14 protein-coding genes and 1 pseudogene are annotated in these 12,761 nt (G+C 50.7%); 14 read left to right on the top strand and 1 reads right to left on the bottom strand.

The window, feature by feature from the left end; genetic code table 11:
* Positions 1-100 precede the first annotated feature (100 nt).
* From GS3922_RS13385 to mutY, 4 genes are all read left to right on the top strand, one after another.
* Entirely contained in the window at positions 101-448 is a 348-nt protein-coding gene (locus GS3922_RS13385) for a Na-translocating system protein MpsC family protein (protein ID WP_063166740.1), read from the top strand.
* Positions 449-707: 259 nt separating this feature from the next.
* Positions 708-1,499 (top strand): formate dehydrogenase accessory sulfurtransferase FdhD, encoded by a 792-nt coding sequence (fdhD, locus tag GS3922_RS13380; RefSeq protein WP_063166739.1) that lies wholly within the window; start codon positions 708-710, stop codon positions 1,497-1,499.
* A 17-nt stretch (positions 1,500-1,516) separates the two neighbouring features.
* The gene (locus tag GS3922_RS13375; protein WP_063166738.1) at positions 1,517-2,782 is read left to right on the top strand and encodes an L-lactate MFS transporter; all 1,266 of its coding nucleotides are present in this window, start codon (positions 1,517-1,519) and stop codon (positions 2,780-2,782) included.
* Between the two features lie 101 nt (positions 2,783-2,883).
* Positions 2,884-3,984 (top strand): A/G-specific adenine glycosylase, encoded by a 1,101-nt coding sequence (gene mutY / locus GS3922_RS13370; RefSeq protein WP_063167417.1) that lies wholly within the window; start codon positions 2,884-2,886, stop codon positions 3,982-3,984.
* On the opposite strand, the gene GS3922_RS13365 is transcribed toward mutY, so the two are convergent.
* On the bottom strand, positions 3,981-4,205 hold the full coding sequence (locus GS3922_RS13365; RefSeq protein ID WP_011229968.1) for a hypothetical protein: 225 nt from the start codon (positions 4,203-4,205) through the stop codon (positions 3,981-3,983). The two genes, mutY and GS3922_RS13365, sit on opposite strands and share 4 nt — an antisense overlap.
* Before the next feature lie 60 nt (positions 4,206-4,265).
* On the opposite strand from GS3922_RS13365, the gene fabL reads away from it, so the two are divergent.
* The 10 genes and pseudogenes from fabL to nikC all read left to right on the top strand — a co-directional run bounded on the left by fabL (position 4,266) and on the right by nikC (position 12,752).
* Positions 4,266-5,015: an enoyl-[acyl-carrier-protein] reductase FabL gene (gene fabL, locus GS3922_RS13360; protein WP_063166737.1), complete on the top strand. Its 750-nt coding sequence runs from the start codon at positions 4,266-4,268 to the stop codon at positions 5,013-5,015.
* Positions 5,016-5,073: 58 nt separating this feature from the next.
* A complete protein-coding gene (locus GS3922_RS13355; RefSeq protein WP_063166736.1) occupies positions 5,074-5,265 on the top strand; it encodes a gamma-type small acid-soluble spore protein in 192 nt (63 codons plus the stop codon).
* Positions 5,266-5,474: 209 nt separating this feature from the next.
* A complete protein-coding gene (locus GS3922_RS13350) occupies positions 5,475-5,678 on the top strand; it encodes a YgaB family protein (protein WP_063166735.1) in 204 nt (67 codons plus the stop codon).
* Between the two features lie 135 nt (positions 5,679-5,813).
* Positions 5,814-6,347: a nucleoside tri-diphosphate phosphatase gene (gene ntdP, locus GS3922_RS13345; protein WP_063166734.1), complete on the top strand. Its 534-nt coding sequence runs from the start codon at positions 5,814-5,816 to the stop codon at positions 6,345-6,347.
* 162 nt (positions 6,348-6,509) lie between these two features.
* A pseudogene (locus GS3922_RS13340) lies at positions 6,510-6,945 on the top strand (ATP-binding cassette domain-containing protein); the annotation flags it as partial.
* A gap of 204 nt (positions 6,946-7,149) precedes the next feature.
* A complete protein-coding gene (locus GS3922_RS13335; protein ID WP_082816607.1) occupies positions 7,150-8,172 on the top strand; it encodes an ABC transporter ATP-binding protein in 1,023 nt (340 codons plus the stop codon).
* The gene (locus GS3922_RS13330) at positions 8,138-9,106 is read left to right on the top strand and encodes an ABC transporter ATP-binding protein (RefSeq protein ID WP_063166731.1); all 969 of its coding nucleotides are present in this window, start codon (positions 8,138-8,140) and stop codon (positions 9,104-9,106) included. Before GS3922_RS13335 ends, GS3922_RS13330 begins: the two co-directional genes overlap by 35 nt.
* Positions 9,107-9,154: 48 nt before the next feature.
* Positions 9,155-10,759 (top strand): ABC transporter substrate-binding protein, encoded by a 1,605-nt coding sequence (locus GS3922_RS13325; protein ID WP_063166730.1) that lies wholly within the window; start codon positions 9,155-9,157, stop codon positions 10,757-10,759.
* A 70-nt stretch (positions 10,760-10,829) separates the two neighbouring features.
* Positions 10,830-11,834: an ABC transporter permease gene (locus GS3922_RS13320; RefSeq protein WP_063166729.1), complete on the top strand. Its 1,005-nt coding sequence runs from the start codon at positions 10,830-10,832 to the stop codon at positions 11,832-11,834.
* An 18-nt stretch (positions 11,835-11,852) separates the two neighbouring features.
* The gene (gene nikC, locus GS3922_RS13315; RefSeq protein ID WP_063166728.1) at positions 11,853-12,752 is read left to right on the top strand and encodes a nickel transporter permease; all 900 of its coding nucleotides are present in this window, start codon (positions 11,853-11,855) and stop codon (positions 12,750-12,752) included.
* Positions 12,753-12,761 lie beyond the last annotated feature (9 nt).

The following is a 12,761-nucleotide window of genomic DNA, read 5'->3' as shown; positions in this document are numbered from 1 at the left end:
CTATGTATACATTTGCTATAGTTTATTATAGTATGGCGAAACGTAGAACACAATGGATGGATAGGAAGTTTTTCAAACGTTGGCGAAAGGAGGGATGGCGATGTCGAAAAAGGAAGCCGCCTTTAATGATATTGTGCGCAAAGTGCGCAAACAGCTGTTTGGCAAAGGGCCGGAACGGATTAAAACATACTTTGTCGATAACTTGGCGATTACGATTTTGCACGGAAATTTAACGCCGACGGAGAAATTTATCGCCCGCACGCCGGAAGGACGGGAGATGGTGCATGCGGCAAGAACGAAAATGATCCAAGATGTGTATGCCCAGCATGTGCCGGATGGCATGGAAGAGCTCGTCGGTTCGAAACTGCTTCATTTGTTCAGCGATATTAAAATTGAAGAAGATATGGCCGTTTCTGTGTTTGTGTTTGAAAAGCCGATTGAATTGTGACAAATTTGTGAACAAAACGGTTGTGTTTCACAGCTGTTCATGGTATGCTTATGATTGTAGATAAGTTGAAAATAGGAGAAGCTTGGCCGGCTAACAGATGTTGTTCAGTTGGTTGGCAGGTTTCAGAAACGGATGTGCGTTGGTTTCGCTGCAGAAATGCTGGGTGCAAACTACCGCCGCTTTTCGCTGACAGGGGCAAACGGTGCCTTTGTCCGGAAGGCGGCGGTTTTATTTTGGACTAGGGAGGAGGAGAACGTTCTTGAACGGGTTTGCGGCAAAAAGACGGTATATTGCCAAATACCGCAATGGGCAGCTGGCCGAGGAAGAAGATGAGATCGCGCTCGAATTTCCGCTGACGGTCGTAGTCAACGGCGAGGAGTTTGCGACAATCGTCTGCACGCCGGAGCATATGGACGAACTTGTCACCGGTTTTTTGGCGTCAGAAGGGGTGATTCGGGTAAAGGATGACATTCAAGCGATGGCGATCGATGAGAAGCGAGGGTTTGCTTACGTGGAGCTCACCGCAAGTAAGCTTCCATCAATGGAATTTTACGCCAAGCGGTTTATCGGCTCATGCTGTGGAAAAAGCCGCCAGTTTTATTTTTACAATGATATGAAAACCGCTAAAACGATCGTTGACGGCATCAGCGCCCAAGCGGATGACTGTCTGCGTTTAATGGAAGCGCTGCACGAACAGTCGACCGATTTCGCAGCGACCGGAGGCCTTCATAACGCCGCGCTCGCCACGCCGGACGGGATTGTTGTCATCCGTTCCGACATCGGGCGCCATAACGCGCTTGATAAGTTGTACGGCTACTGCCTGCGCCATCAAGTGGCGATGAAAGACAAGCTGATTGTATTCAGCGGCCGCGTCTCGTCGGAAGTGCTTTTGAAGGCGGCGAAAATGGGCGTCAGCATTCTGCTGTCGAAATCGGCGCCGACGACGCTGGCCCTAGATTTGGCGGAAGAACTCGGCATTACCGTTGTCGGCTTTTTGCGCGGGCAAGCGTTTAATGTGTATACGTATGAAAGTCGAATTATCATTGGATGAAAGGGGAGAAGGGGAACATGAAAAACCGATGGCTTATTGCTTTATCTGCTGTCGGCATCCATATTTCGATCGGATCTGTTTACGCCTGGAGCAATTTTACCAATCCATTAAAGCAATTGTTTGGATGGTCGGACCAGGAAGTGGCGCTCACCTTCAGCATTGCCATCTTATTTTTAGGATTATCGGCTGCGTTCCTCGGTCATTTTGTGGAGAAGCACGGGCCGCGGAAATCGGGGCTATTGGCTGCCATCTTTTTTGGCCTCGGGGTGACTGGTTCTGGATTGGCTGTTGCTCTCGGTTCTAAGTATCTTCTGTATCTGTTTTATGGCGTTTTAGGCGGGATCGGGCTTGGCGTCGGGTATATTGCGCCTGTGTCTACGCTTGTTAAATGGTTTCCGGACCGGCGCGGTTTGGCTACGGGGCTGGCGATTATGGGGTTCGGGTTTGCGGCGGCCATTGCGAGTCCCGTCATGAACAGCTTAATTGCATCCGTAGGTGTTCAGAATACATTTTTTATTTTAGGAATTACATACTTCGCTATTATGGTGCTATCCTCGCTTTATTTAGAAAAACCACCAGAAGGATGGCTGCCGGAAGGATTTCAGGAAAAACTGAAGGCCGGAAAAGCCAAACCTTCGCTTGATTTGGCGCAGTTGACGGCCAATGAGGCGGTGAAAACAAGACGTTTTTGGTATTTATGGTTCATGCTGTTTATTAACGTGACATGTGGTATTGCCGTTTTGGCAGTGGCGAAACCATTGGCAGTAGAAAGCATTGGCATCAGCCAAACAGCTGCAGCGGCGCTCGTTGGTGCCATCGGAGTGTTTAACGGGTTAGGACGCATCGGCTGGGCGTCGGCTTCTGATTATATTGGTCGTCCTAATACGTATACGGCGTTTTTCGTTTTGCAAATCTTGATTTTCTTCCTGTTGCCGAATGTGTCCATGAAATGGTTGTTTATTGTGATGCTGACGATTGTGTATACGTGTTATGGCGGCGGATTTGCCTGTATCCCCGCGTACATCGGCGATTTGTTTGGAACAAAGCAACTCGGTGCCATCCATGGTTATATTCTGACAGCTTGGGCTGCGGCCGGTCTTGTCGGACCGATGTTTGCTGCGTACATTAAAGACACGACCGGCTCTTATGAAGGGAGTTTGGCCTTTTTTGGCGGTTTGTTTGTCATCGCTTTCATTATCTCGATGCTCGTGCGCATCGATATTCGCCGATTGCGTGCCCAACATGAACAGATCGCCTATGTTTCGGCGGCAAAGGAAAGTTGAGAACGATTTCCTTTCATTTCCCCTTGGCGTGCGGCAAGCCACGCCGGGGGTTTTTTGATATAATGGGGTGGACAATAGGCATCATGGGGGACAAAACGAAGATGACAACATGGACAGAGCGGTTTCCTGCCCGCGAGTTTCAGCGCGATTTGCTCGATTGGTTTGCCCGTGAGCGCCGCGACCTGCCGTGGCGAAAAGACCGCGATCCGTATAAAGTGTGGGTGTCGGAAGTCATGTTGCAGCAGACGCGCGTCGAGACGGTCATTCCGTATTTCGAAAAGTTTATTGAGCAATTTCCGACGCTAGAGGCGCTCGCTGGCGCCGATGAGGACGAAGTGCTGAAGGCGTGGGAAGGACTCGGTTATTATTCGCGTGTGCGCAACTTGCATGCGGCGGTAAAAGAAGTGAAGGAGCATTATGGGGGGAAAGTGCCGGATCGCCCGGATGAATTTGCCAAACTGAAAGGAGTCGGCCCGTATACGGTCGGTGCGGTGCTGAGCCTCGCCTACGGCGTGCCGGAGCCGGCGGTCGATGGCAACGTGATGCGCGTGTTGTCGCGTTTGTTTTTGGTGACGGATGACATTGCCAAGGCGTCGACGCGAAAGCGATTCGAACAGATCGTCCGCGAGATTATGGCGTATGAACATCCGGGGGCATTCAATGAAGCATTGATTGAGCTTGGCGCTCTTGTTTGTACACCGCGCCGCCCCTCGTGCCTTCTTTGTCCGGTGCAAGCCCATTGCCGGGCGTTCGCGGAAGGTGTGCCGGAGGAGTTGCCGGTGAAAACGAAAAAAACAGCGGTGAAACAAGTGCCGCTTGCGGTTGCTGTGCTCGCTGACGAAGAAGGACGCATTCTTATTCGCAAGCGCGGCCATACCGGTCTGCTTGCGAACTTATGGGAATTTCCGGGCTGTGAAATAAATGGCGAAGGCGAAAAAGAGAAATTGGAGAAGGGATTTTTGAACGAGCACGGTCTCAAGGTCAAGCTCGGAGAGCCGTTGGCTTCGTTTGATCACGTCTTTTCCCATTTGATTTGGAAGCTGACGGTGTTTAGTGGCCAGTTGCTTGACGGCGAGCGGCTGGATGAACCGTATCGGTTGGTGTCAGCGAGGGAGCTAGACGCATACGCCTTTCCTGTGTCGCACCAACGCATTTGGCGCGAATATCAAGAGCGCGCAGGCGAAGCGCGCCGCCTGCGTTAATCGGGCACCGGCATCGTGCCGTGCGTGTACGTTGCTTCGCGGCGCCCAAGGCCGCCGCGCGCTTCGATTTCTTCAATAATTTCACGGTGGATCGTTTGCCCTTCGACGTTTAAATACGGAGCAATTTGCTGGAACGAATGGTGAAAATAAGCGAGTTCGTCATCGGTCCATTCTGTTTTTGGAATCATCGACAGCTCGGTCATATCGCGGCCGACATACATAGGCTGCGCCTCCTTTGTTTGCGGAATTCGGCTATATTATACGTAAAGGAGCGGAAAAACATGAGTGGAAAAGTGGCGGTCGTCACGGGAAGCAGCCGCGGCATCGGCAAAGCGATCGCTTTGCGGCTAGCTGAGGAAGGATATGATATTGTCGTCAACTATGCCCGCAGCAAAACAGCTGCCGAAGAAACAGCGCGTGAAATTGAAGCGCTCGGAAGAAAAGCGCTTATTGTCAAAGCCAATGTCGGTGATGTCGAGAAAATTCGCGCCATGTTCGCCCGCATTGACGAAGCATTCGGGCGGGTTGATGTGCTCGTGAACAACGCTGCCTCCGGCGTATTGCGACCGGCGTTAGAGCTCGAGGAAACGCATTGGAACTGGACGATGAATATCAACAGCAAAGCGCTTTTATTTTGCGCCCAAGAGGCGGCGAAGCGGATGGAAAAATCCGGCGGCGGAAAAATCGTCAGCATCAGCTCGCTCGGGTCGATCCGCTATTTGGAAAACTACACGGCGGTCGGCGTTTCGAAGGCGGCGCTTGAGGCGCTTACCCGTTACTTGGCCGTCGAGCTGGCGCCAAAACATATCGCCGTCAACGCCGTTTCCGGCGGAGCGGTGGACACGGAAGCGCTGAAACATTTTCCGAACCGCGATGAGCTGCTCGCTGATGCGGCGGCAAACACTCCGGCCGGGCGCCCGGTGAAGCCGGAAGATATCGTCAACGCCGTCATGTTTTTGTTATCGGAGGCTGCTGAGATGATTCGCGGACAGACGATCATTGTTGACGGTGGAAGATCTTTACTTTTGTAATGCCGGCGGATAGAACGGCCACCTCCGGGGCACATTAAAGCACGTGGAGGTGAGAACAATGGCCAAACAACCGAACAAAACATTCGCTGGCACGAACATTCAAGAAGTAAGACAACAAAACGCGCAATCGGCTCAAGCAGCTCAAGCTGGCCAATTCGGCACGGAGTTTGCGGCTGAGACGAATGTGCAACATGTTAAACAACAAAACGCGCAAGCAGAGGCGCGCAAAGCGCAAAACGTTAATCAGTAACCAATCTGACCGCCAATGGCAGCGCACGCTGCCAAGAGTACAAGAAACCGGCCGGATAGGAAAGGCAATAAGCAGAGGCAACACGCCTCTGCTTTTTTGTCGACAAAAACTGTCATGGCTCTGCACAATTCGTGAAAGGATTTGAAAAGTTTGGCCGCGAAATGATAAAGCAGATTGTATGGTAAAGGGGAAGGGAGAATCGCCAGAGCATGGAACAGGCTTGGGTGGATGATTGGGAAGAAGCGTTGTTTTTATTGAATGAAATGGAGCGCTGTCAGGAGATTGCCCGTGAGTTGGAGGAACTCGAACGCGAAGCGCCGACCCCTGCTCTTCGCGAAGAAGTACGGCAAATGAAACAGCAAGTTGAAGCCATCCGCCGCGTGTTTGAGAGGCAGGTGTCCTCAAGCGCTTGAGGCGGGCCGCGCCCGCCGGCGCTGCACCGCTAGGCCGCTTTCGCCTCGGCAAGGCGGCTCGCTTTTCTTTCCATTTGCGAAACAAAAAAGGTATAATAAAAAGAAGAAGTTCCCATCGGAAAGTAGGGAAGAATGATGCCAGCATACCCGCGGGAAGGGAAAATCATTCAAATCCATAGCTACAAACATAATGGGACGATCCACCGCATTTGGCAGGAGACGGTCGTATTAAAAGGAACACCGGCGTATGTAATCGGCGGCAACGACAAAACGCTTGTCATGGAAGCGGACGGCCGGACGTGGGTGACGCGCGAGCCGGCGATTTGTTTTTTTCACGCCAAGCATTGGTTTAACATCATTGCCATGATCCGCGAGGACGGGGTATATTATTATTGCAATTTAAGCTCGCCGTTTGTCTGGGATGATGAGGCGCTGAAATATATCGATTACGATTTGGATATTAAAGTGTTCCCTGATATGACGTACATACTTCTTGATGAAGACGAATACGAGCGGCATCGCCGTGAGATGAGTTACCCGGATGTGATCGACCGCATTTTAAAAAACAACGTCCAAAAGCTCGTCGGCTGGATTCAAGAGCGGAAAGGGCCGTTCGCGCCCGAGTTTATTGACAAATGGTACGGAACGTTTCAGGCGTACCAAAAATAGCGGCATGAAAAAAGCCTGTTCGGCACCGCTGGCAGGTTTTTTCTGCGTTTTTAGGGAGGGGCACCATGGACAGCATCCGTCGTTATTGGCAGTTCGTCCGCCCGTACCGTTGACATATCGTTGCGACGATGGCGGTCGGCATCGTGAAGTTTGCCATTCCATTTTTTGCTCGGCAAGCCGGACGCGACGGACGAGGAAGTGATCGCGGCGGCGAAAGCCGCAAACGCCCATGGGTTTATTATGCGTTTGCCCGACGGCTATGACACAAAAGTCGGCGAGCGCGGCGTCAAGCTCTCCGGCGGACAAAAGCAGCGGATCGTCATCGCCCGCGAGTTTTTGAAAAACCCGCCGATTTTAATTTTTGATGAGGCGACATCAGCGCTTGATTTGGAAAATGAGCATCACATTCAAGAAGCGCTTGAGCGTTTGGCGAAAAACTGCACGACGTTTGTCGTCGCTCATCGTTTGTCGACGATCACCCATGCCGACCGCATTTTGTTCATCGAAAACGGGCAAATTGTCGAAAGCGGCACGCATGGGGAACTAATGGCGAAGCGGGGGGAGTTATTACCAGTTGTTTATGGTTCACCACTTATAATAGTAAACAAAAGTATTAATGTTATTGAAAAAATATGAAAAAAGCGACTTTATTTCATGTAAAGTCGCTTTCGTATTGTTTTTTGTTTTTTAATAATTTAAATTTTTTATAATATTATATTGTCTTATAGAATGATGCATGGCATAATTTTGTTCAGAGGGCAAAGGTTTCACGAAATGGGGTTATGAGGGGGTGAAGAAGATGATGGAAGGGCCTTTGTTGGAAGTTCGGGGGCTTCAGACATCTTTTTTTACGGATGAGGGGGAGATTCCCGCGGTCGATGGCGTTGACTTTTCTATCTATGAAGGAGAAGTGCTCGGCATCGTCGGGGAGTCCGGATGTGGAAAAAGCGTCACATCGCTGTCAATCATGGGATTATTGCCAAAGGGAATCGGCAAGGTAGTCGGCGGCGAGATTTGGTTTAAAGGCGAGAATTTAGTCGAAGCCTCAGAGCGACGGATGAAGCAAATCCGCGGGAATGAGATCGCCATGATTTTTCAAGAGCCCATGACCTCGTTAAATCCTTTATTCACCATCGGGAATCAGTTAGTAGAAGCGATTCGTCTCCATACGAAAATAGGGAAAAAAGAAGCGAGAGCACGGGCGGTGGAAATGCTCAAGCTTGTCGGATTGCCGCGCGCTGAACAAACGCTGGATGAATATCCGCATCAGTTATCGGGAGGTATGCGTCAGCGCGTTATGATCGCGATCGCAATGGCGTGCCAGCCGGCGCTTTTGATCGCCGATGAGCCGACGACGGCGCTCGACGTGACGATCCAAGCGCAAATTTTAGCATTGATGAAAGAATTAAACCGGACGTTCGGCACAGCGATTATGATGATCACCCACGATTTGGGCGTTGTCGCGGAAATATGTGACCGCGTGATCGTCATGTATGCCGGCCAAATTGTCGAAGAGGGAAGCGTTCAGGCGATTTTTCGGCGTCCTCAGCACCCGTATACCGTCGGTTTAATCCGCTCGATTCCCGATATCCGCGGCAAAAAGGAGCGTCTGTACTCCATTCCAGGTCAAGTGCCGAAGCCGGGAACCATCCGCTGTGGCTGCCGATTTGCCGAGCGGTGTGAATATGCGTTTGATCGTTGCCGTCAAGAGGAACCACAACTGTATGAAGTTGGTGAACAAGGTCATCGCACTCGTTGCTTTTTGGTGTTAGAGAAGGGAGGGGGAGTCGATGAGCGAGCCGTTGCTCGAAGCGAAAGGGCTTAAAAAATATTTTCCGATTACCGGAGGCATTTTTGGCAAACAAATCGGGACGGTAAAAGCGGTCGATGATGTGACGTTCACTGTATATCGCGGCGAGACGCTTGGGATCGTTGGTGAGTCCGGTTGCGGCAAGTCGACGACAGGGCGAATGCTTTTGCGGCTTATCGAACCGACGGATGGATCGATCACCTTTGAAGGATACGAGGTGACAGCTTTATCGAAAGCAGAGCTGCGTCGGTTGCGGCGCGATATGCAAATGATTTTCCAAGACCCGTTTGCTTCCCTCAATCCTCGCCATACGGTGGAAAGAATTTTAGAGGAACCATTGATTGTTCATGGCATCGGGTCGAAAGAAGAGCGAAAGCAGCGGGTGCGGGAGATGCTTGAAGTCGTCGGGCTCGGTTCGTATCATGCAAAACGCTATCCGCACCAATTTAGCGGCGGTCAGCGCCAGCGCATCGGCATCGCGCGGGCGTTGATGACCAATCCGAAGTTGATCATTGCCGATGAACCGGTCTCAGCGCTCGATGTATCGATTCAAGCACAAGTGCTTAATTTGCTTGAGGATTTACAAAAACAGTTTTCTCTTACATATATTTTCATCGCTCATGATCTGGGAGTAGTTCGGCATATTAGCGACCGAGTTGGCGTCATGTATTTAGGTCGGATGGTCGAACTAGCGGACAGCGAATCGCTATATGAAGCGCCGAAACATCCATATACGAAGGCCTTGTTGTCTTCTGTGCCGATTCCCGATCCTGACCATAAAGCGGAGCGTCAGCTGCTCTCCGGCGATTTGCCGAGCCCGGCCAATCCGCCGCAAGGGTGCGCGTTCCATACACGCTGTTCGGCTTGTATGAACATTTGCCGCGAGCGACGTCCAGAACTAAAAGAAGTAGCGAATGGACATTACGTCGCCTGTCATTTATACGAATGAATAGACAGGCGGTGTGATGATAAACAAACCAAGTGAGGGGGAGAAATGATGAGAAGAAACAAATGGTTTACTTGGCTGGCCATGTTGCTTGCCGCCGTTCTTGTCTTTGCCGGCTGCGGCAAGTCGAAGGAAAGCGCGGGAAGCGGCAGCGACAAACCGTCGGCCCAAGACACCCTTGTCTATGGCCGTGGCGGCGATTCGGTATCGCTTGACCCAGCGACAGTGACGGATGGCGAATCGCTAAAAGTCACGAAAAACATTTTTGACACACTGCTTGACTACAACGACAACGACACATCCGTTAAGCCGGCGTTGGCGACGGAGTGGACGATTTCCGAGGATGGGCTGACGTACACCTTCAAGCTCCGGCAAGGTGTAAAGTTTCATGATGGCACTGATTTTAATGCCGAAGCAGTTGTATTCAACTTTGAGCGTTGGGCAAACGGCAACGCTGATACGTTCCCGTATTACGGGTCAATGTTTGGCGGCTATAAAAATGATGAGAGTCACGTCATTAAAGAGGTGAAAGCGCTTGATGACTATACGGTACAGTTTGTATTGAAGCGTCCGCAAGCGCCGTTCTTGAAAAATATCGCCATGCCACCGTTTGCCATTGCCAGTCCGACGGCGGTCGAAAAATATGGGGACAAGTTCGGCGAACATCCGGTTGGCACCGGTCCGTTTGTCTTTAAAGAGTGGAAGCGGAACGAACGGATCGTGCTTGAGAAAAATAAAGATTATTGGGAAGAAGGCTATCCGAAGCTGAATCAGGTGATTTTCGTTTCCATTCCGGACAACTCAGCGCGCCTCAACGCGCTCTTAAAAGGCGAAATCGATATTATGGAAGATTTGAATCCGACGGACTTAAAACAAGTGGAAGGAAACAAAGAGTTTCAAATTTTTAAGCGTCCGTCAATGAACGTCGCCTATGTCGGGCTGACGGCAACGAGAGGACCGTTGAAAAACAAGTTGGTGCGCCAGGCGCTAAACTACGCGGTGGACAAACAGGCCATTATTGATGCGTTTTATGCTGGACAGGCGGAACCGGCGAAAAACCCGATGCCGCCGAGCATTCCGGGGTATAACGATGCCATTCAGGACTATCCGTTTGATCTGGAAAAGGCTAAACAATTGCTCGCCGAGGCCGGCTACCCGAACGGCTTTGAAATCGAACTGTGGGCGATGCCGGTGCCGCGTCCATATATGCCAGATGGGCAGAAAATTGCCGAAGCCATTCAAGCTAATTTCGCCAAAATCGGTGTGAAAGCGAAAATTGTGTCATATGAATGGGCGACGTATTTAGATAAGCTCGCCAAAGGGGAGGCGGATGCTTTCCTGCTCGGCTGGACGGGCGACAACGGCGATGCGGATAACTTCCTATATGCGCTCCTTGACAAAGACAGCATTGGCAGCAACAACTACACGTATTTTTCGAATGATGAGCTCCATAACATTTTAGTCGAGGCGCAAACAATCAGTGATGAAAACAAACGGAATGAACTGTATAAACAGGCGCAGGAAATTATTAAAGAAGAGGCGCCGTGGATTCCGCTTGTTCACTCGACTCCGCTGTTGGCTGGCAAGGCAAATATCCAAGGGTTTCATCCGCATCCGACCGGCTCGGACAAATTTACCAAAGTGGAATTTAAATAATCGGTTGGGAGAGGGGAAGGGGTGCGTCTTCCCCTCTTTGTTTACCGCATGTTAAGGGAGGGAGATTGGGATGCTGCCGTATACAGTAAAAAGGGTGTTAATGATCATTCCCGTGTTATTTGGCATGTCACTGGTTGTTTTTTTTATGATCCGAGCGATTCCTGGCAACCCCGCACAAGTCATTTTAGGACAAAAGGCGACGAAGGAAGCGGTGGCTGCACTGACGCATAAGCTTGGGTTGGACGAGCCGTGGTATGTCCAATATGTCAAATATATTGGCGGGTTGCTGCGCGGCGACCTGGGTGAGTCCATTCGCACCGGTGCTCCCATCGCTGAAGAAATTTGGCCGTACTTAGCGGCAACGATCGAGCTGTCGCTAGTAGCGATGATTATTGCTGTTATCATCGGCGTTAACGCCGGCATTATTAGCGCGTGGTTTCAAAACTCATGGTTTGATTATATTGCGATGGTGCTGGCGCTTCTTGGCGTTTCGATGCCCATTTTTTGGCTTGGGTTGATGGAACAGTGGCTGTTTTCGATTCAGCTCGACTGGCTGCCGACGTCAGGACGGGAGGATGTGCGCAACCCAATCGAGCCGATCACCCATCTCTATTTGATTGATACGTTGCTCAGTGGAAATACGGAGCAGTTTTGGCAAGCCATCCAGCATCTCGTGTTGCCAAGTGTGGCCTTGGCGACAATCCCGATGGCGATTATCGCCCGCATGACACGCTCCAGCATGCTCGAAGTGATGAAATCTGATTATATCCGCACCGCAAGAGCGAAAGGGTTAAGCATGTTTTGGGTTGTGTACAAACATTCGTTAAAAAACGCCATTATTCCTGTGTTGACCGTCATTGGCTTGCAAACAGGGCTGTTGCTTGGCGGGGCGATTTTGACAGAAACGATTTTCAGCTGGCCTGGCATTGGTCGTTATATTTACGATGCCATCGGCTATCGGGATTATCCCGTAATTCAATCCGGAATTTTGATTATCGCCGCTATTTTTATTTTCATTAACTTAATCGTTGACTTACTTTACGCGGCAATTGACCCGCGCATTAAGTACAATTAAAGAAAGGAGGAGGCGCGTATGGCTGAATTGGCGCGCACACCGGCAACGCCGCCGACAGCGATTCGGGAAGAGAAAACGGGTTCGTTATGGGGGGAAGCGTGGCAGCGGTTTCGAAAGAATAAAATCGCTCTTGTTGGGGCAGGAATTGTCTTATTTTTTATTGTGATCGCCCTCCTGGCGCCTTGGCTGGCGCCGTATGACTATAAAGAACAGCAGTTGGCCGAGCGGCTGCAACCCCCTTCCGGCGAACACTGGTTTGGAACGGATGATTTTGGACGGGACATTTTCTCCCGTGTGATTTATGGAGCGCGCATTTCGTTATGGGTCGGTTTTTTCTCTGTACTCGGTTCGATTGTTGTCGGCTCATTGCTTGGCATTATCGCCGGTTACTATGGCCGATGGATCGATGGGATTATTTCGCGGTTATTTGATATTATGCTGGCATTCCCAAGCATTTTACTGGCGATCGGCATCGTCGCGGTGCTTGGTCCGTCTTTGCAAAACGCTCTTATTGCCATTGCTGTTATTAATGTGCCGAACTTCGGCCGCTTAATCCGTTCCCGCGTGTTGAGCATTAAGCAAGAGGAATACATCATGGCGGCGAAAGCGATCGGTATGAGCGATTGGCGCATTTTGTTTCACCATATTTTGCCGAATAGTCTAGCGCCGATTATTGTTCAAGGGACGTTGGCAATCGCTACCGCCATTATTGAAGCGGCGGCGCTCGGTTTTTTAGGATTGGGAGCACAGCCGCCGAACCCGGAATGGGGGAAAATGTTGTCCGATGCAAAAGATTTTTTAACGCAAGCACCGTGGACGATGATTTTTCCGGGGTTGGCGATTATGTTAACCGTGCTTGGTTTTAACTTAATGGGGGACGGGCTGCGCGATGCGCTTGACCCGCGGATGAAAAGCTAAAACAGGCGG

The sequence above is a fragment of the Geobacillus subterraneus genome (assembly GCF_001618685.1).
Classification (GTDB): Bacteria; Bacillota; Bacilli; order Bacillales; family Anoxybacillaceae; genus Geobacillus; species Geobacillus subterraneus.
Note: the sequence above shows the minus strand (reverse complement) of the source record. Positions and strands in the feature narration are given on the sequence as shown.

Bases quoted from the DNA above. Each gene is read 5' to 3' on its own strand.
- GS3922_RS13320 (WP_063166729.1), top strand. From the start codon at position 10,830: ATGCTGCCGTATACAGTAAAAAGGGTGTTAATGATCATTCCCGTGTTA.
- GS3922_RS13325 (WP_063166730.1), top strand. From the start codon at position 9,155: ATGAGAAGAAACAAATGGTTTACTTGGCTGGCCATGTTGCTTGCCGCC.
- GS3922_RS13355 (WP_063166736.1), top strand. From the start codon at position 5,074: ATGGCCAAACAACCGAACAAAACATTCGCTGGCACGAACATTCAAGAA.
- GS3922_RS13375 (WP_063166738.1), top strand. From the start codon at position 1,517: ATGAAAAACCGATGGCTTATTGCTTTATCTGCTGTCGGCATCCATATT.
- ntdP (WP_063166734.1), top strand. From the start codon at position 5,814: ATGCCAGCATACCCGCGGGAAGGGAAAATCATTCAAATCCATAGCTAC.
- GS3922_RS13365 (WP_011229968.1), bottom strand. From the start codon at position 4,205: ATGTATGTCGGCCGCGATATGACCGAGCTGTCGATGATTCCAAAAACA.
- GS3922_RS13335 (WP_082816607.1), top strand. From the start codon at position 7,150: ATGGAAGGGCCTTTGTTGGAAGTTCGGGGGCTTCAGACATCTTTTTTT.
- fabL (WP_063166737.1), top strand. From the start codon at position 4,266: ATGAGTGGAAAAGTGGCGGTCGTCACGGGAAGCAGCCGCGGCATCGGC.
- nikC (WP_063166728.1), top strand. From the start codon at position 11,853: ATGGCTGAATTGGCGCGCACACCGGCAACGCCGCCGACAGCGATTCGG.
- GS3922_RS13330 (WP_063166731.1), top strand. From the start codon at position 8,138: ATGAGCGAGCCGTTGCTCGAAGCGAAAGGGCTTAAAAAATATTTTCCG.
- GS3922_RS13350 (WP_063166735.1), top strand. From the start codon at position 5,475: ATGGAACAGGCTTGGGTGGATGATTGGGAAGAAGCGTTGTTTTTATTG.
- GS3922_RS13385 (WP_063166740.1), top strand. From the start codon at position 101: ATGTCGAAAAAGGAAGCCGCCTTTAATGATATTGTGCGCAAAGTGCGC.
- mutY (WP_063167417.1), top strand. From the start codon at position 2,884: ATGACAACATGGACAGAGCGGTTTCCTGCCCGCGAGTTTCAGCGCGAT.